Source organism: Pseudarthrobacter sp. Y6 (genome assembly GCF_050156205.1).
Taxonomy (GTDB): Bacteria; Actinomycetota; Actinomycetes; order Actinomycetales; family Micrococcaceae; genus Arthrobacter.
This window is the reverse complement of the sequence record NZ_CP189574.1, coordinates 702,741-720,720: the sequence shown is the minus strand read 5'-3', so window position 1 is coordinate 720,720 and position 17,980 is coordinate 702,741. Positions and strand designations below refer to the sequence as shown.

At 65.1% G+C, this 17,980-nt stretch carries 17 protein-coding genes and 1 pseudogene; 3 read left to right on the top strand and 15 right to left on the bottom strand.

The features are described 5' to 3' along the window. Window positions 1–80: 80 nt before the first annotated feature. Window positions 81–413, bottom strand: coding sequence for a hypothetical protein (locus tag ACQCSW_RS03530; RefSeq protein ID WP_426990750.1), 333 nt, complete (start codon window positions 411–413; stop codon window positions 81–83). Between ACQCSW_RS03530 and ACQCSW_RS03525 the strand changes: the two are divergent. Continuing rightward, window positions 295–723, top strand: a pseudogene (locus ACQCSW_RS03525) (CoA-binding protein); the annotation flags it as partial. The gene ACQCSW_RS03530 and the pseudogene ACQCSW_RS03525 overlap by 119 nt on opposite strands. A gap of 30 nt (window positions 724–753) precedes the next feature. On the opposite strand, the gene ACQCSW_RS03520 reads toward ACQCSW_RS03525, so the two are convergent. From ACQCSW_RS03520 to ACQCSW_RS03505, 4 genes are all read right to left on the bottom strand, one after another. Then, window positions 754–1,599 carry a hypothetical protein gene (locus ACQCSW_RS03520; RefSeq protein WP_426989519.1) on the bottom strand — a complete coding sequence of 282 codons (846 nt, stop codon included), beginning with the start codon at window positions 1,597–1,599 and terminating at the stop codon, window positions 754–756. Beyond that, entirely contained in the window at window positions 1,596–2,147 is a 552-nt protein-coding gene (locus tag ACQCSW_RS03515; protein ID WP_426989518.1) for an RNA polymerase sigma factor, read from the bottom strand. The genes ACQCSW_RS03520 and ACQCSW_RS03515 overlap by 4 nt, the downstream gene beginning before the upstream one ends. A 258-nt stretch (window positions 2,148–2,405) precedes the next feature. Beyond that, window positions 2,406–2,747, bottom strand: coding sequence for a YegP family protein (locus tag ACQCSW_RS03510; protein ID WP_426989517.1), 342 nt, complete (start codon window positions 2,745–2,747; stop codon window positions 2,406–2,408). Between the two features lie 306 nt (window positions 2,748–3,053). Continuing rightward, window positions 3,054–4,343 (bottom strand): adenylosuccinate synthase, encoded by a 1,290-nt coding sequence (locus ACQCSW_RS03505; RefSeq protein WP_058932815.1) that lies wholly within the window; start codon window positions 4,341–4,343, stop codon window positions 3,054–3,056. 440 nt (window positions 4,344–4,783) lie between these two features. Between ACQCSW_RS03505 and ACQCSW_RS03500 the strand changes: the two genes are divergently transcribed. Further along, window positions 4,784–5,413, top strand: a complete 630-nt coding sequence (locus ACQCSW_RS03500) for a uracil-DNA glycosylase (RefSeq protein ID WP_056348638.1) — start codon at window positions 4,784–4,786, stop codon at window positions 5,411–5,413. Between the two features lie 151 nt (window positions 5,414–5,564). On the opposite strand, the gene ACQCSW_RS03495 is transcribed toward ACQCSW_RS03500, so the two are convergent. The 6 genes from ACQCSW_RS03495 to ACQCSW_RS03470 form a co-directional block, all read right to left on the bottom strand. Continuing rightward, window positions 5,565–5,987: a DUF3151 domain-containing protein gene (locus tag ACQCSW_RS03495; RefSeq protein ID WP_426989516.1), complete on the bottom strand. Its 423-nt coding sequence runs from the start codon at window positions 5,985–5,987 to the stop codon at window positions 5,565–5,567. 2 nt (window positions 5,988–5,989) lie between these two features. Continuing rightward, window positions 5,990–7,009 carry a class II fructose-bisphosphate aldolase gene (gene fbaA, locus ACQCSW_RS03490; protein WP_426989515.1) on the bottom strand — a complete coding sequence of 340 codons (1,020 nt, stop codon included), beginning with the start codon at window positions 7,007–7,009 and terminating at the stop codon, window positions 5,990–5,992. A 194-nt stretch (window positions 7,010–7,203) separates the two neighbouring features. Then, window positions 7,204–8,136 (bottom strand): hypothetical protein, encoded by a 933-nt coding sequence (locus tag ACQCSW_RS03485; RefSeq protein ID WP_426989514.1) that lies wholly within the window; start codon window positions 8,134–8,136, stop codon window positions 7,204–7,206. A 135-nt stretch (window positions 8,137–8,271) separates the two neighbouring features. After that, window positions 8,272–9,528, bottom strand: a complete 1,257-nt coding sequence (locus ACQCSW_RS03480) for a lipase family protein (RefSeq protein WP_426989513.1) — start codon at window positions 9,526–9,528, stop codon at window positions 8,272–8,274. A gap of 223 nt (window positions 9,529–9,751) precedes the next feature. Next, complete coding sequence (locus ACQCSW_RS03475; RefSeq protein WP_426989512.1) at window positions 9,752–10,426, bottom strand: TrmH family RNA methyltransferase; 675 nt, start codon at window positions 10,424–10,426, stop codon at window positions 9,752–9,754. 25 nt (window positions 10,427–10,451) lie between these two features. Continuing rightward, window positions 10,452–11,444: a hypothetical protein gene (locus tag ACQCSW_RS03470; RefSeq protein WP_426989511.1), complete on the bottom strand. Its 993-nt coding sequence runs from the start codon at window positions 11,442–11,444 to the stop codon at window positions 10,452–10,454. Window positions 11,445–11,746: 302 nt separating this feature from the next. On the opposite strand from ACQCSW_RS03470, the gene ACQCSW_RS03465 reads away from it, so the two are divergent. Beyond that, on the top strand, window positions 11,747–12,577 hold the full coding sequence (locus ACQCSW_RS03465) for an HAD-IIA family hydrolase (protein ID WP_426989510.1): 831 nt from the start codon (window positions 11,747–11,749) through the stop codon (window positions 12,575–12,577). On the opposite strand, the gene ACQCSW_RS03460 is transcribed toward ACQCSW_RS03465, so the two are convergent. From ACQCSW_RS03460 to manD, 4 genes are all read right to left on the bottom strand, one after another. After that, window positions 12,574–13,614 (bottom strand): alpha/beta fold hydrolase, encoded by a 1,041-nt coding sequence (locus ACQCSW_RS03460; protein WP_426989509.1) that lies wholly within the window; start codon window positions 13,612–13,614, stop codon window positions 12,574–12,576. The two genes, ACQCSW_RS03465 and ACQCSW_RS03460, sit on opposite strands and share 4 nt — an antisense overlap. A 100-nt stretch (window positions 13,615–13,714) precedes the next feature. Further along, window positions 13,715–14,296 (bottom strand): orotate phosphoribosyltransferase, encoded by a 582-nt coding sequence (pyrE, locus tag ACQCSW_RS03455; RefSeq protein ID WP_426989508.1) that lies wholly within the window; start codon window positions 14,294–14,296, stop codon window positions 13,715–13,717. 127 nt (window positions 14,297–14,423) lie between these two features. Beyond that, window positions 14,424–16,748: a gluconokinase, GntK/IdnK-type gene (locus ACQCSW_RS03450; protein WP_426989507.1), complete on the bottom strand. Its 2,325-nt coding sequence runs from the start codon at window positions 16,746–16,748 to the stop codon at window positions 14,424–14,426. Then, window positions 16,748–17,977, bottom strand: coding sequence for a D-mannonate dehydratase ManD (manD, locus tag ACQCSW_RS03445; RefSeq protein ID WP_426989506.1), 1,230 nt, complete (start codon window positions 17,975–17,977; stop codon window positions 16,748–16,750). The genes ACQCSW_RS03450 and manD overlap by 1 nt, the downstream gene beginning before the upstream one ends. Window positions 17,978–17,980 lie beyond the last annotated feature (3 nt).

Sequence of the window (17,980 nt, the reverse complement as noted above, 5' to 3'; positions counted from 1 at the left end):
AATATTACGTTCCACGGATCCCGATTTGGCGCAGGGTGTGCGGTTCAGCTCTCGCGGTAATGACCACACAGCGAAGGGTGCTAACGCCAGGGTCGATGAAGCACATCTATGACATCAGAAGTATCTTCTGCCACGCCTTTGCCCACCCTGAGTCCAGCCAGTGCCGCTTCAGCGGCCGCTGCTACGGGCTCCCCACAATCCACTTCGAACCCGACGGCGATCGAAGCAGGGCTGCGTGACGCGCCCGGCCCTTCCAGCGGCTCATCGGGATGATCCTCGGCCGAGCCCATGGACGTCGCCGTGCACGGCGCACTGTCGGGAGGGCCGGCGCGCCACAGCAGCACAACCACCGCCGGGTCCCGGCTGCAGTCGTCCACGAGGTACAAGGTGTACTTCGTGAACCCCGCGGTCAAGGAGATCCTTGGTGAACCCACCTACGCCTCACTGGCCGATCTTCCCGAGGGCCCGGACATCGTGGATGTGTTCCGCAAGCACGATGACCTCCCGGGCGTCCTGGACGAAGCCATCGCGGCCGGCGCCAAAACCCTCTGGCTGCAGCTCGGCTCCTGGCATGAGGACGTGGCCGCGGACGCGGAAGCCGCCGGGCTCAACGTGGTGATGGACCGCTTCGTGAAGATCGAGCATGCCCGGTTCCATGGCGGGCTGCACCTCGCCGGTTTCGACACCGGCGTGATCTCCTCCAAGCGGCAGCTGCTTTCCTGACGGAAAGGCCCTTCCTGACGGAGAGCCTGATTACCGGTTGAACTTCTTCAGCCAGATTGAACCGGGGCCGGCACTGCCGGCCCCGGTTTTCTCTGTCAGTGCGGGAGGCACAATGGCTGAAGTCAGGGACTCCCCCGCTTTGGCGGCGTCGGCCAGGGTACCGGCAACCAGCTTTCCGGCCTTGTCGAGCTCGGCAGCGGCGTCGGTGGCGGCCTTTGCAGGATCGTGGCTTTCCTGGGTGGAAGCGTCCCGGGACGCAGCACCGCCAGGGGTGACGCCGGCAGCGTTCCCCGGCGCGCCGCCGTCGTCCGCCTTTGTCTTGCCAGGCGCCGTGCCGTTTCCGCGGCCGGCCGGCTCCGTGCCCCGATCCTGGCCTGCGTTTTCCGGGCCGTTTGCTGGCAGGGCCGCTTCCGGTTCAACAGGTTGCGGCGGTGCCGGCACCCGGGCGTCGGGGGATGCCGGCTCCCCGGGCAACTGCACCTCCGTCGGATCGGCGGCGCTCCCGCTGGCGGCCGGAGTCCCTGCGATGGTCCAGTCAGGAGCCCAGTCCTGCAACAGCCGCTGAATGGAGCTGCTGGCCTGCGCGTTCGGAACCGTGCCGGTGGCGGCCACTCCGGTGACGCCCAGCCCCATCCCTGCGATGACAGCGAGGCCCACAACGGTGGTCCGGCGCTTGCCGAGCAGGCGGTTCCGGGCGAACTGGTGGGTGTGGCCTGACAGGATTGCCGCCAGTTCAGGGCCTGGCTCGGGGACCGGCAGGGAAGCCAGGGAACCCACCGCGAGCAGGGTTTCGCGGAGCCCGCCGGCATCGGTCCCGCCGGCGTCAAGGAGCAATTCATCCACGGTCCGGATCAGGGAGCTGGCATTGGCGGTCATGGCACCACGTATTCCTTCACTGCGGACTGCTCGCGCAACCGGATCAATGCACGGCGCTGGAGCTGTTTGACGGCGCCAGCACTCTTTCCCATCACGGCCGCCACCTGGTCCACTGTCAGGCCCGCGACGAGGCGTAACGACAGCACTTCCCGCTGATCTTCCGGCAGCTCGTTCAGGAGATCCGCGACCTCCCGCGGTGAGATCCGCTGCAGCACCTCATCCTCGGCCGAGGCCTCCTCGCGGCCGTCGAGGTCCGGTTCGAACGGGAGCTTAATGGGGGTGCGTTGCTGCCTCCGGTGATCGTCCACCATCCTGGCGTGTGCCACGGAGAAGACAAAAGTGCGCAGTCCGGCGACGCCGCCGGTAATCTTCTGCAGCCGCGGCAGTACCGCGAGGAAGACTTCCTGCATAACCGCCTCCGGATCTTCTACCCCGCGGGCTGTGAGGTAGCCCAGGACCTGTGACGCGTAGCTTCGGTACACCATGCTGAAGAGCTCCGGATCGCGGGCGCGCACACGCAGAACGTCGTCTGTCAGTGCATCGGTCACGGACACAGGGCCTTCGGTGGAGGGGACTGGGCTTGCTCAGCTTCGGGCCCGTACGTCATACGCAGAATGCCCTCGCCAACTAACTTTACCCTCCAGTAACAAAAGAACCGGGCTGGAACGTGATGGGGGACAAGTTCCAGACCGGCGCTTCAAAGGGGTAATCGCTCCAGGCACCGCAGGGGTTACGCCGTCGGACAAGAAACTTTCCGGGACCGTGACCCCGGGCTGGATTCTTGGGCTGGCTACGTCCAGCGCGGTTCAGGTCCAGCGCGGCGCGGTCACCCTCCGGCGCGAAGTCGTGTCAATGACAAAGGGGTGCGCCCGGGTGGCGGGAACGCACTGGTCGCCACAGTTCGGCTGGAGTTGGGCGGGGACCAGCACAGCCGCCGGCGAAGGGGCGATCGGTGCAGCCATGGCGGCGGGGCAGAGATCGGTGACCAGCCCTGTCCCGGCGCATTCGCGGACGGCGGCGATACCGGCAGCCACCGAGGCTTTGTCCTCAAAAGCTCCGGACACGGCCACCACTGTGCCATCCGGCGCCTTGAGGCGGAACCTGAAATATGAATCCGAGTCCAAGAAAACTTCAAACTTCCCGGCCATGGTGAATCCTTCCGGTCTGCGGGTCCCGTCCGGGCGACTGCTACGTCACCGGCGGTCCCGGAAGCATCGCTGCGTCCGGCACCTGCGGGTCTGGTTGAATGATCTGCTGATCGGTTCAGCGTGTGCTTAAGAGTCTGTCCGGCCCGCCTGCAGCCTCACAAGACCGGCCGCGTAAACGCTGTGTAAATTGCGTACAACGCCCGCCAGAACAGCGCAACAGGGGCAGCACCGACCCACTTGGGTCAGCAGACGACGACGGCGGGCCACCTTTTCAGGTGACCCGCCGTCGTCGCGCTTTACAGGCTATTAGTCGTTGATCAGATCGTGGACCACGATGGTCTGGTCGCGGTCCGGGCCGACGCCGATCGCTGAGAAACGCGTGCCGGAGAGCTTTTCAAGGGCCAGCACATAGTTGCGGGCGTTCTCGGGGAGATCCTCCAGCGTGCGCGCGCCGGTGATGTCCTCGGTCCAGCCCTCGAAGTACTCAAAGATGGGCACCGCGTGGTGGAACTCGGTCTGCGTCATGGGCATTTCGTCGTGCCGCACACCGTCAACGTCGTAGGCAACGCAGACCGGAATCTGCTCGATGCCGGTGAGGACGTCCAGCTTGGTGACGAAGTAGTCCGTGAAGCCGTTCACGCGGGAAGCGTGGCGGGCCAGGACGGCGTCGTACCAGCCGCAGCGGCGCGGACGGCCGGTGTTTACGCCGAACTCGCCACCGGTCTTCTGCAGGTACATGCCCATCTCGTCGAACAGTTCGGTGGGGAACGGTCCGGCGCCAACACGGGTGGTGTAGGCCTTGATGATGCCGATGGAGCGGGAGATCCGGGTGGGGCCGATACCCGAGCCAACGGACGCGCCGCCGGCCGTGGGGTTGGAGGAGGTCACGAACGGGTAGGTGCCGTGGTCCACGTCCAGGAACGTGGCCTGGCCGCCTTCCATCAGCACAACCTTGCCCTCGTCCAGGGCGTTGTTGAGGACCAGCGTGCTGTCGATGACCAGCGGGCGCAGGCGCTCGGCGAAGGCCAGGAAGTAGTCCACGATCTCGTCCACCACAATGTCGCGGCGGTTGTAGACCTTGACCAGGAGTTCGTTCTTCTGGCGCAGGGATCCTTCCACCTTCTGGCGGAGGATGGACTCGTCAAAGACGTCCTGGACGCGGATGCCCAGGCGGGCCACCTTGTCCATGTAGGCGGGGCCGATGCCGCGGCCGGTGGTGCCGATGGCGCGGCTGCCGAGGAAACGCTCGGTGACCTTGTCCAGGACCTGGTGGTACGGGGCAACGAGGTGCGCATTGGCGGAGATGCGCAGCTTGGACGTGTCCGCGCCACGGGCTTGCAGGCCCTCGATCTCCTGGAACAGGGCCTCAAGGTTCACCACACAGCCGTTACCGATGATCGGAATCGCGTTGGGGCTCAAAATGCCGGCCGGAAGGAGCTTGAGCTCATACTTCTCACCGCCTACGACGACGGTGTGCCCGGCATTGTTGCCGCCGTTGGGCTTTACGACGTAGTCAACGCGGCCGCCCAGAAGATCGGTGGCCTTGCCTTTTCCTTCGTCGCCCCACTGGGCTCCTACGATCACGATTGCTGGCATGGGATCCTCCCCCATTCGTTCGGGCCGCACAGGTCCGTCCACCGAGATGGCAGGCCTGCCTAGCGCCGTTCATGAGAATGCCCCGAAGGCCATAGCCTGGCTGGACCGCAACGGCGGCCAACCACGCAAGAGTTCGGGGCTCTTACCACCCAAGTTTAGCCGATGCGGGGGTTTCCTCCACCCGTTCGGCCTGCGGAGCCTGCCGCACCATCCAGGATCGTCCGCGTGCTTTCCACCCCAGTTGCGCGGGCCTGGTGTATGCCTTTCATCACGGAATGTCACCGGACGGGGTCCGCATTTCGCGGGGCTTGCTAAACTGATAGAGATCGACCAGGAATCGGTCCACACCACATTTGAAACCACGCCGGACCGGCGCGCCATCACGCGCCCATTTTCCGGATTGGCAGCATCGCCGAGCCCCGCAGGAGACATTGCACTATATGACAGCCCTGGCCCCCGAATCCCTCCGTGAACAGCTCCTGAGCCGCCGCTACGAGCCCAACGTTGCCGCCGTCAACGAGCTGTGCGATTCCCTGCAGAGCGTCAAGCCCCACACCGAAGTCCCGTACGTCGACCCCATGCACGACGTGGACGAGTGCCGCATCATCAGCCTCTACTCCAACATCGGCGAGGCTGACCCCTCCGGTTTCATCACTGCCGGCGACGAAGACGCCGCCACCCGCATGCTCGGCATCCAGTGGAAGCTGGGCCTGCGCCCCGAGTTCGTGATGCCCTGGAACGTGCACCCGTGGCACACCCCCGGCGAGGTCAACGGCAAGTTCACACCGGACCAGATTTCCGCCGGCCTCAAGCCTCTGCTGAAGTTCCTCGCCGTGGTTCCCCGCGCCTCGGTGATCGTGGCCCACGGCACCGAAGCCAACCGTCTGGCCAACCTGCTGCTCAAGACCGAAGTTCCGCTGCTCTGGCGCCGCGGGCTGAAGACCTACAAGGTCCGCTCCCTCAGCGGCCGCGCCTTCGCCGGGACGCCCGCGCGGCAGGAACAGTACCTCGAGGAAATGCGCGTCGTATACACCGACGCCATGGCCCGCACGGGACTCGCGAAGGTCTAACCAACTGGGTTCCCGGTGATTGTGCTCGTCGAAATCCAGGTTTCGACAAGCTCAACCACCGGAGCAAATCTCGACAGGTTCCACTACCGGAAATTATGACGTCGGGCGGTCACCTTCTTCTGAAAGGTGACCGCCCGCCGTCGTTCTTCTACTACTCAGCTTCGATGGCTGCCTTGGCTGCCGGGTCTGAGTCGTTGAGGAACTTCTCGATGCGTTCCGGTTCCTCGGCTTCGCCGATAGCCGCCGACGCACGGCCCAGCGAGTAGAGCGCGCGCAGGAAGCCGCGGTTGGGTTCGTGCTCCCACGGGATGGGACCTACGCCGCGCCAGCCGTTGCGGCGCAGCGAGTCCAGCCCACGGTGGTAGCCAACGCGCGAGTAGGCGTAGGAATCGACGGTGCGGCCCTCGGCCCACGCCTCCTCCGCCAGGACAGCCCACAACAGCGACGAGGTGGGGTGCTTTTCCACCAGGTCCAGGGCTTCGGCGCCGGCGTCCAACTGCTGGTAGACACCCGTCTCGGCAGGCAGGAGCGTGGGCTCCGGGCCCATCAGGTTCCTACGGAACTCGTCCGACATGGCTAGAACGTCTTGCCGAGGGAGCCGAGCTGGCGGGCGGCCTCGACGATGCGGGCAGCCATGCCGGCCTCGGCGGAGGCGCCCCAGACACGGGGGTCGTAAGTCTTCTTGTTGCCCATTTCGCCGTCGATCTTCAGGACGCCGTCGTAGTTGGCGAGCATATGGCCGGCCACCGGACGGGTGAACGCGTACTGCGTGTCCGTGTCGACGTTCATCTTGATCACGCCGTAGGAGACGGCGTCAGCGATTTCCTGGTCGCTGGAGCCCGAACCGCCGTGGAACACGAGGTCGAACGGGTTCTCCTTGCCGATCTTGGCGCCTACTTCGGCCTGGATCTGCTTGAGCAGTTCCGGGCGCAGCTTGACGCCGCCGGGCTTGTACACGCCGTGGACGTTGCCGAACGTCAGCGCCGTCATGTAGCGGCCGTTTTCGCCGGTCCCGAGGGCCTCGATGGTGGCCAGGGCGTCTTCGGTGGTGGTGTAAAGCTTCTCGTTGATTTCGTTCTCAACGCCGTCTTCCTCGCCACCAACAGTGCCGATTTCAACTTCGAGGATCATCTTGGCCGCGGCGGAGCGCACCAGCAGTTCGCGGGCGATGCGCAGGTTATCTTCGAGGGTCTCGTGCGAGCCGTCCCACATGTGCGAGTTGAAGATCGGGTTGCGGCCGGCCTTGACCTCGGCCTCGGAAGCTGCCAGCAGCGGCAGGACAAAGCCGTCCAGCTTGTCCTTGGGGCAGTGGTCGGTGTGGAGCGCGATGTTGACGTTGTAGTTCTTGGCCACTTCGCGGGCAAAGGCGGCGAAGCCGAGCGAACCGGCCACCATGTCCTTGACCGATGCGCCGGACCAGTACGCTGCGCCACCGGTGGAAACCTGGATGATGCCATCGGACTCAGCCTCGGCGAAACCGCGGATGGCTGCGTTCAGGGTCTGCGACGACGTCACATTGACCGCCGGGAATGCAAAGCCTCCGGCCTTGGCGCGGTCGATCATTTCGGAGTAGATCTCTGGGGTTGCAATGGGCATGGTGACTCCTATGCTGAGTTTTCGTCTGTGGGTTGTGACCCTGGAGAGTAGACCTCTTACGGCTAGCCACCATCCTAGCCATTTCTGTGCAGTGGCAGTGTTTCGGGTCACTCGGGCCGGTAACACTTACGCTCACACGCCTCACCGAGGTGGCACTTCGCGGCAGTGCCGAAGCCCGGGACTGCCGCGAAATGTCATCTCGGGCGCCAGCCGCGGCATTCCAGTGCGGCCCGGACTTTACGCACGACGGCGGAACGCTCCCCTGCGAGGTCGTCTTTGGACACGCGTACCTCAAGCCAGCCATACTCACGCGTCAGGGATTCCCGCCGGATGTCCCGCCGGTACTGCTCGGATCCACCATGGCCGGCTCCGTCGTACTGGATCGAGATCCGCCACTCCAGGTAGGCCGCATCCGGCCACAGCACTGGGGCGCCGTCCACTCCCCACAGCACGTGGTTCAGTTCAGGCTCGGGTAGGCCTGCCCGGACCAAGGCCAGACGCATCTCGGTTTCGGGCCGCGAGTCGGCACCGACGCGGATCAGCTCCAACGCCGCCTTGGCCAACCGGGCTCCCCTTATTCCGGGATGGTTCGCAACCATGGTGCGCAACTCCTCCACCCTGCACAGCGGTTCACGTGGCGCGGGGAACTCGGGGCCGTGGGTGCACACCAAAGAGTCTCCCGCGATGACAAGTTCATCCACACCGGCCATGGATGCCAGGTCCAGCCACGTCCTGGCGGGCGAGGTGAGCCGGACGCCGTCGTACTCAACCAGCTCGCCGGGAAGGAAGGTCAACAGGTGGCCCACCACATTGACCCTGCGCGGCATGCTGAACCCGGGTCTACGGGACAAGTGGACCCGCCAGTCATCTTCAAGCCTCCACCCCAGGGCAGCGCGCCAAATACGGGCCGCGGAAACATGCGTCAGTGCAGAGGAGTCATCCAGCTCCGTGTAGGCCCTCAAAGCCGCGCTGCCTTTGGCCTCTGATCCCAGGTGAACACGGATGCCCCGGGAAACTGTGGCCAGGTCGCTAGCCTCCGTGCGCGTCCTGCTGATACCGGCCTTGTCGGACATACGAAGCGAGAATGAACCGGCCGTCAGGTGTTCGGGAAGCGGAGCCCTATGCATCCCCGAATTCTTCCCGATCCGGACGTGCCGTGGAGGGTTATCCACAGTCCGGCGTCCCGACACGCACCGAGATGGCATTTCACTGCAGTGTTGGGGCCCTGGACTGCCGCGAAATGCCATCTCGCGCAGCGGTTCTTAGCCGTAGAGCCAGCAGTTGCTCACTGCGGACCGGTCCGAGAAGCGGCGCTCCAGGAAGATGAACGCCTGTGGGATGGCGGCAGCGTAACCGCCAACGTGGGTGGCCCCGGCCGTGACATCGAAGTACACGGAAGACCCTGCGGCGCACCAGCGCTTGGCCAGTTGCCTGCCCTGGTCAAAGGGGATCACGTCGTCGAGCATGCTGTGCGAGAGCAGCACCGGGACCCGCGGAGCCCGGCCGTTGCCAATCTTCTGGTCGGCAATGACAGCTTTGAGCTCAGGGAGGTCCAGCAAGGAACTCAGCTTTTGCCCGGACATTGTGAGCTCCGAGGTGTCCAGGAAGCCGCTCGAGGCCATCGACTGCAAGGTGCATTCGTTGTCTGTCGCCGCCAGCTTCGCCCGCCCGGCCGCGCTGAGATAGGGGCTCAGGTCCAGTCCGCCGACGGCGCTCATGCCCGTCACCGCGTAGAGCAGGAACCCCGTGTACAGGCTGCCGTCGAGGTTTCGTCCGACGGCGGGAAGATCGGCCGGAACCGCCCCCGCGTACGCTCCCCTGAGGTTCAGCTCCGGAGCGTATTGGGGTGCAAGCTCGACGGCGGCTGCCGAGGCGCCGCCGCCCTGCGAGTAGCCCGCCAGCGCCACCGGGCCGCCGGGAACGATCTGCGGGTTCCCCAACCGCTGGGCGGCACGGGCGGCGTCGAGGACGGCGCGCGCCTGCGATTCGCGCGCCATGTAGGTGTGGCTGCCGGCCGTGCCGAGGCCCTCATAGTCGGTCACCGCTACGGAGTAGCCTCGCGCCAGCAGCCCGGCGATGAAGATTCCTTCGTATTCCTCGCCGGTGGCCATGGCACGGGACGGCGCGCATTGGTCCCCCTGCCCCTGGGTTCCGGCGGCGTAGCTGACCAGCGGACGCGGGCCGGAGCCGGTCCAGGCGGCCGACGGCACGAGAACGGTGCCCGTCACGGCGATGGGCGCCCCGGATCTTTTCACGGACCGGTACATGATGCGCTGCACCAAGGCCTTGGCCCGGATGGTCTTGAGTGGATCGACGTAGAAGACAGACGGCTCCGTCCGGACCAGGTCGCCGTTGTTGGACGGAAGTGAGGCGGGGGTGATGTAGAAGTCGAGCGGGTTGGCCGTCGTCGCCGGTGTTATGGCAGGTGCCGGAGCGGCGTAGGCCACCGCGCCACAACCGAATGTGAGAACCGCAGCCAGGGCAACGGCCGAACAGACGCGTACAGAAGGATGCTTCATTGAACCTCCAGTCAGTGCCACACTCGCCAGTGAGTGTGACCCAGCCACATGCTACTGGCGGGTAACTTATGGACCTAGGGATTGGCGAAGATTACTGATAGTTTCATCTCGTATTCTCGGGCGGGGCCAGGCGCCCACCGCATCGAGATGGCATTTCACGGCAATGTTGGTCGCCAACACTGCCGTGAAATGCCATCTCGGCGGGTTTCAGAAGTGGCGCGGGTCAGACGGGCTGGCTAAAAACGTGCCGGCGGATCCACGCGTGCATGGCGATCGCGGCAGCCGAGGCGGCGTTGATGGAGCGGGTGGAGCCGAACTGCTCGATGGACAGGGTAGCCAAGGCCGCCTCGTGGACCTCCGGCGTCAGCCCGGGCCCTTCCTGGCCGAACACCAACACGCAGTCCTTGGGCAGCTCATACGTTTCCAGGGGCACGGAGTCCGGGAAGATGTCGATCCCGATGATCGCGAGCCCCTCCCCCTGCGCCCACACCACAAAGTCCTCCACGGTGGGGTGGTGGCGGACGTGCTGGTAACGGTCGGTGACCATCGCCCCGCGCCTGTTCCACCGGCGTCGTCCGATGATGTGGACTTCCTTGGCGAGGAACGCATTGGCGGTGCGCACCACGGTGCCGATGTTGAGGTCGTGCTGCCAGTTTTCGATGGCGATGTGGAAGTTGTGTCGCTTGGAATCGAGGTCCGCCACGATCGCGTCATGCTTCCAGTAGCGGTACTGGTCCACCACGTTGCGGCGGTCGCCGTCGGCGAGCAACTCCGGATCCCAGTGGTCACCCGCGGGCAGCTCCCCCTCCCAGGGCCCGACGCCGACTTCCGCCTTGGGCTCCTGCGCCTCCTCCGGCAGTGGAACGGGGAGCGGCGGGGTTTTGGGAAGATCAGTCACCCATCAACTCTAGCCCGCGTCAGCCTTAGAGCTTCCAGCGGTTGGCGCGGTACGAGTTGGCGATCTGCTCCAGCAGCTCCGGGTTTTCGTCCCAGTACGTCGAGTGGCCGCTGACGCCCACCATCTGCGGAGTGCCCCATGGGGTGACGCTGAAAAGGTTCACGGCCTGGATGGTCTCGCCGCGGGCGTTGAGGCACGTAAAGCCGATCACAACCGCCACCGTCCGGCGGAACTCGCGGGTTTCGGGGGTCGTTGTTTCAAAATTGCTGGTGCATTTGTGGCCTACGAGGTGCTGCGGTAGTTCGGCCGCAGGCATAGCGGTGAACTTGGCCTCGATCTCCTTGATGGCGGCCTGTACCTTCGCGGGCTCCTTGCCGTACTTGCCCTCTTCCGCCTCGGCGAAGAAGGCGTAGGCCAGGGCGATCCCGTCCCCGTCCCGCTCCTCGGTGCCCTGCGCTTTTTGCTGCATGGGTGCACCGGAGGTCGGGTCGGTGGTCAACCCGAAAGTGTCGTCGCCGGTCCAGGATGCGAGGTACTGGAAGGACGACTCCCCCGTGACAAACCGGCTGAAGAGCGGGTCTCCCTCGGCCGGAATATTCGCCGGCCCCTGTAGATCGGCCCAGCCCGGCGGCAGCGGGAAGGCTCCGGCCGGCACATCGTCCGCGGTGGCACCGTCCGATGGCGCCGCCGATTCTTCCGGGGCGGCGCTTTCCTCCGCCGCCCCGGACGTTGCCACGGGAGACGGGGTTTCCCCGGCCTGCGGTTTGGCGAAGGTGGGGATCACCCAGGCGAACACTGCCACAAGGGCAACAATCACGACGGCGGCAATGACGCCGAGAACGATGAAAAGGTTCTTGTTGCCGTGCGGGGGCTGCGGCGCAGGCGGCTGAGCAAACTGGCCCTGGTACTGCTGCTGGCCTGGGTACGCCTGGCCAGGGTACTGGCCCTGCTGCGGTGTCAGCGGGTTGCCCTCTGCATCCCTGGGCGGTGGCGGTGGCGCACTGTAATTGTTGCTCATGGCGGTCCCTTTCAGGTGCTGGCAGGCATCCTGCGGTTCGCGCTCGGTGCCCGGTGATTTCCGACGTCGGGGACCGACCGGCGCACGCCGACATCAACACCCACAGCGGATATCCCCCGACCCGCAGCCGATGGGCACACTCTCGTGCCAGCTACGAGCCTAGCCGACCCGCAGGACGCCAAAGCCCCCGGCTCCAGCCGTCGTTTCTTCGGCCTCAGGTCTTGCTGGGCAAGAAGCGCGTGTTGCCGGGCAAGAAGAATGAAAGACTGGACCAGGAATAGGCACATCTCGCGGAGGTAAACGTGGCAGAAGCAGACCAGGTACAGGGTTCACCGGCGGTTTACCGCAGCGGCCAGGAGATCGAATGCTGGCTGACAGACATGGACGGTGTACTCGTCCATGAAAACCATGCCGTCCCAGGAGCCGCGGAACTGATCCAGCGCTGGGTGGACACGTCCAAGCGGTTTCTGGTGCTGACGAACAACTCGATCTTCACGCCCCGCGACCTGGCGGCGCGGCTGCGTGCCTCCGGGCTGGAGATCCCCGAGGAAAACATCTGGACGTCCGCACTGGCCACTGCCCACTTCCTCAAGGACCAGGTGCGGGGTTCCGGCTCCGGGAACCGCGCCTACACGATCGGCGAGGCAGGGCTGACGACGGCGCTGCACGAGGCAGGCTTCATCCTCACCGACCAGGACCCGGACTATGTGGTGCTCGGCGAAACCCGTACGTACTCCTTTGAGGCCATCACCATGGCCATCCGCCTGATCCTGGCCGGGGCCCGCTTCATTGCGACCAACCCGGACGCAACCGGCCCGTCCAAGGACGGTCCCATGCCCGCGACGGGCGCCATCGCCGCGCTCATCACGAAGGCCACCGGCCGGGAGCCGTACGTTGTGGGCAAGCCGAATCCCATGATGTTCCGGTCCGCCATGAACCAGATCGATGCACACTCTGAGACCACAGCCATGATCGGGGACCGGATGGACACCGATATCATCGCCGGCATGGAGGCAGGCCTGCACACGGTCCTGGTCCTCAGCGGCATTACGCAGCGCGAAGACATTGCCGCCTATCCGTTCCGGCCCAACCAGGTGCTGAACTCCGTGGCCGACCTGAAGAACCAGATCTAAAAGACCGTCACCTTCGAGCCGCCGCGGGGCAGCGGGAAAAAGTCGTCCATCAGCCGCTCCACGATGGGCCGGTAGATGAGCGGATTCCAGCCCGGGCTCGCGTGCGCCGGCAGGGCACCGTCGGTTTGCAGGTCCATGGAGACCATGTGGGGTTGGAACGCTGCCGACCACGCGTCCTTGGCCGTCTGGTACCGGACCGTGCGGTCTTTCGGGTTGCCGATGTACGCCATCCGCGTGCCGCCGAGCTTGTCGACAAACCGGTTCCCGTCGAAGTGGTAGATGTACGCCGACTCGGACTGGATAAGCACACTGGACGGGGCGATCGGGGACAGCTGCTCCATGGTCTGGTCCAGGATCTGCCGCCAGGTCCGCTCGTCCTTGTGGATGACGCGCTCCCCCAGTTCGTAGCTGCCGCGGACCACGGACGGGACCCGGAAGCCGCTCTCATACAGGAACACCACACCGTCGAACCAGCTCTCGTCCAGCACGTCGCTCCGGCTGTAAGGGCTGGAGTCCAGCAGGATGAACTCCACCTCCACTCCGTGGAATTCCCTTAGGCGCGCGGCCACCTGGGTGGCCACCATGCCGCCGAAGCTGTGCCCATAGAAGAAGAGCTTGGTGAGCTTTTTCGCCCGGACGTGTTCGATGACGGCGATCACCACCTCATCGATATCCAGTCCCTGGTTGGAATAGCCGACGGCGGCCAGCTGGCCGCGCTTGTTCAGCGCGCCACGCATAGCGTTCAGGATCCAGAGCGCCTCTTCCCAGCTGGTCTTGTAGCCCGGGAAGAGGAACCAGCTGGCATTCGGGTAGTAGGCGTCGGCGAAGTCGTCCGCGACCTGCAGGATCCTGTTGACCCGCCGCTCCGCCTGGACGCGGCTGGTAAACAGCATGTCTGCTGCCAGCAGGGCCGAGGCGCCCGTACCGGCCAGGAACCCGCGGCGCGAAAACCGCTTGAGTGCGGAAGCGTTGGCAAGCAGCCGGGCATGATGAGCTCCAGGCTGTTCCTGCGGATCTGCTTCCTCCCTGTATGGCACACCTCTACCGTAGCCACAGCGGAAGCCGCCGCTGCAACCCCGGGGCTGGGCAACCGCGGGCGGGAGCGACTGCTGTACTCGCTTGGAGTGGCCGAACCTGCTAGGAGAGGCCCAGCTCGTCCTTGCCGTAGGCGAACAGGTAGGGTACGCCCGTCTCGGCTTCGATCTTTTCCTTGGAGCCGGTGTCCCGGTCCACGATGACGGCCACGGCAACGACGTTGCCGCCGGCCTTCCGGACACCCTCAACAGCGGTGAGGGCGGAGCCGCCTGTGGTGGACGTATCCTCGAGCACCAGGACCTTGCGGCCCTCAACCGACGGACCTTCAACCTGGCGGCCCATGCCGTAGGACTTCTGGGCCTTGCGGACCACAAACGCGTCCACGGTGCGGCCGGCGTCCACCGCGGCGTGCATAACAGCGGTGCCCACGGGGTCAGCACCCATGGTCAGGCCACCGGCGCACTCAAAGTCGATCCCGGCGTCGTCCGTAAGTGCCAGCATGACCTGGCCCACCAGCTTGGAGGCCTCATGGTGCAGCGTGATGCGGCGCAGGTCGATGTAGTAGTCGGCCTCGGCACCGCTGGACAGGATTACCTTGCCGCGGACCACGGCAAGTTCCTTGATCAGTTCCAGCAGGCGGGCACGTGCGGCTGTGTTGGAAGCGGCATCAGGGGTGGCAGTCATGGTCTCCAGTTTACTGGTTGCCGCGCTGCGGAAATGGACCCATGACGCAGAAATGGACTGGCGCTACGCGTATCCGCGTAGCGCCAGTCCAGATGCGCGTCGTCAGTCTAAAACCGCAGCGATAACCCTAGAGCCGCGTGTCGAAAGAATCGCAGAAGACATTCTCGTTGAACGTCCCCTGGAATTCAGAGTTGCCCATGATCTTCTCGATCGTGGCCCGGATGGCCTCCACGGATCCCGCATGGGCGTGGATGGCTGTCCTGACCATCGGCACGTCGATGAGGTGGTTGGGCTGGTTCAGCGACACAAACACCGTGGGAACCTCGGTGACGTACCACGGGATTTCCGCGGCCATCGGGGTGGACCACTTGATCCGGATAGCCGCTTCCTGGGCGAAGCCCTTGACGTTGGCGAAAACAAACGCCGCGTCGTACTTGTCCGCGTAGTCGCCGGTGGCTTCCTCGGAGATGACGGACATGAAGTTGATGCCCGTCTCCCCCGCAGCTTCGCGCTGAGCGGCGGTTTTGAACAGGTGCACCTCGAAGCCGGCCTTTTCCAGCTCGTCCTTGACCGTGTCCAGGTACGCCAGCGGGTCCGCCCGGGTGAAGTCCGAGCCGCCGGAGATACCGTACAGGCGGATCCGCTTGTGCGTCTCCGGCCGGATGGGCAGGTTGTTCGCAGTGTCCTTGACCAGGGTGACGGTCTTGTCCGCGATCTCCGCGGCAACGGCGCGGTGCGCCTTGCTGCCGATCACGGCCAGTGCCTCCACCGGAGGAACCAGTTCGTTGCGTGCCTTGAGGTGCAGCCCCAGCGAGGCTTTGAGGGCCAGGATGCGGCGCAGGGCGTCGTGCAGGCGCTGCTCGGTGATGACGCCGGACTTGTAGCCATCCAGCATGTACTGGAAGTCTTCGTCGGCGTTGCGGAAGAACAGGAACATGTCGCAACCGGCGGCAATGGTCGCAGGAACCAGGTCCTTGCGCTTCATAGCCTGGGTGAGCCCGATCATCTGCGAGGCGTCCGTGAGGATGAGCCCGTTGAAGCCGAGTTCGCCGCGCAGCAGGTCCTGGAGCAGTTCCGGGGCCAGAGTTGCGGGACGGATGTCCTTGTCCGCGAGGCCCGGGCGGAAATGCCGGGAAAGCTCCGGCGCGCCGATGTGCCCGATCATGATGGACTGCACGCCGTGCCCGATCATTTCGCGGTACACGTGCCCGTACGTTTTGTTCCACTCGTCGTAGCCGAGAGTGTTGTAGGACGTGACCACGTGCTGGTCGCGCTCGTCCATGCCGTCGCCCGGGAAGTGCTTCATGGCGCAGGCAGTGGGTGATTCACTGATGCCGTCGAAGTACTCCTTGGCCCGCTCCACCACGATCTCCGGCGTGTTGCCGAAGGCCCGGGTGGAGATGACCGTGTTCCGCCAGTTGTAGTGGATGTCCACGATCGGAGCGAAAGCCCAGTTGCAGCCCAAGGCTGCGGTTTCAACGCCGGCAATCTGCCCCATCTGGCGTGCGATGGACTTGTCCGGGTGCGAACCTGCCTGCAGGTGCGTGGACACAAACGTGCCGTCGTCGCAGCTACCTGCTCCACCCATTTCCGGGTTGGACGCCACCAGCAGCGGCACCTTGGTTTTGGACTGCGCGTGGCGGATGTGTTCCTGCACCGCGGCGGAGGGTCCGGGCCGGTAGCGCATGCCGCCCACGTGGTATTTGTCCACCACATCGTCGAGGTATTCCGGGGAGTAATCGTTGTTGTGGTTGATGAACAGCTGACCGATCTTTTCCTCAAAGCTCATGGAACCGATGGTGGAGTCCACCCAGGCGATGGCGTCGTCGTCGAGGTTGAACGGCGCGTCCTTCAGGTCCACGAGGAAGGGGCCCGGACGGACAGCGGCCGGCTGCGCCGGACCGATTTCGCCGACATCCACAAGGCCTGCCAGTGCTTCGGGAACAACCTGGTCCACGGGCGAGGCGATGTCCACCACAAAGCCTGCCTCATCGGCTTCCAGCAATTCGAGGGTGGCCAGCTGGGATTCGAGCAGCGCTGCAGGCATGAAGTGCCCGGAGCGGCCTTCCAGCCGCGCCCCCAGCACTTCCTTGCTGCCGTGGAGGTGAAGGAACACTGTATCCGGGGCCTTAGCCCGGATGGCGTCGCGGTAGCTGCGCTTGAGCGCCGAGCAGGCCAGGACAAGTCCGGCGGAACCGGAAGAAGCCAGTTTGCTGCCCACTGTGGCAAGCCACGGCCAGCGGTCCTCGTCGGTCAACGGAATGCCGGCAGCCATCTTGGCGACGTTCTCCACCGGGTGGAGGGAATCGCCGTCGATGAACGGCACGCCCAGCTGGTGCGCCACAAGGGCACCGATGGTGGTTTTGCCGCAGCCGGATACACCCATCACCACAATGCGCGGCCTGCTTTGCCGGGCGGACACGCCGGCTGCCAATGCGGAATCAGTAGTCATCACCAGTCATGCACCGTTCCGTCGACAAGGCGGTTGTAGGGCAGGTAGGCCTGCTGGTACGGGTAGGTGTTGGCTGCTTCCTCGTTGAATTCGACGCCGATGCCTGGCTTGTCGCCCGGGTGCAGGTAGCCGTCCACGAAGGTCATGGACTGCTCGAAGACCTCGTTGGTCTTGTCGGAGTGCGGCATGTATTCCTGGATGCCGTAGTTGTGGATGGCCAGGCCCACGTGCAACTGGGCGGCGAAGCCCACCGGGGAGATGTCCGTGGGGCCGTGGAAGCCGGACTTGATCTGGTACTGGGCCGCGAAGTCCATGACCTTCTTCAGCGGCGAAATCCCGCCGAAGTGCGTGGACGCGGCCCGGACGTAGTCGATCAGCTGTTCCTTGATCAGGCTCTGGAAATCGTACACGGTGTTGAAAATCTCCCCGATGGCCAGCGGCGTGGTGGTGTGCTGGCGGACCAGGCGCAGGGCTTCCTGGTTCTCCGCCGGGGTGCAGTCCTCGAGCCAGAACAGATCATACGGCTCCAAAGCCTTGCCGAGCTTCGCGGCCTGGATGGGCGTCATGCGGTGGTGGCCGTCATGGAGCAGCGGCAGCTCAGGGCCGAACTCGTTCCGCACGGCCTCGAACACGGACGGAAGGTGGCGGAGGTAGGCGCGGGTGTCCCAGTCCTCCTCCACCGGGAAGGCGCCGCGGCCGGCGGGCTCGTAATCGTAGCGCTCACCGGAGGCCTGGGCCTGCGCGGCCACACCGTAGACGGCCTTGATGCCGGGGACGGCGGTCTGGATCCGGACCGATTTGTAGCCGAGTTCCAGGTGCTCACGGACGGAGTCGAAGAGCGAGGGGATGTCCGCACCGGAGGCATGGCCGTAGGCGCGCAGGCCGTTCCGGGACGCACCACCGAGCAGCTGGTAGACCGGCATGCCGGCCGCCTTGCCCTTGATGTCCCACAGGGCCATGTCGACGGCGGCGATGGCGGCCATGGTGACCGGGCCGCGGCGCCAGTACGAGCTGCGGTACAGGAACTGCCAGGTGTCCTCGATCCGGTGCGGATCCTTGCCGATCAGCAGCTGCGCAACGTGTTCCTTGAGGTACGCGGCAACCGCCAGCTCGCGGCCGTTCAGCGTGGCATCACCGATGCCTGTCACGCCGTCGTCCGTGGTGATCCTCAGGGTCACGAAGTTCCGGGAGGGGCTTGTCACGAAAACTTCCGCGGCAACAATTTTCATAAG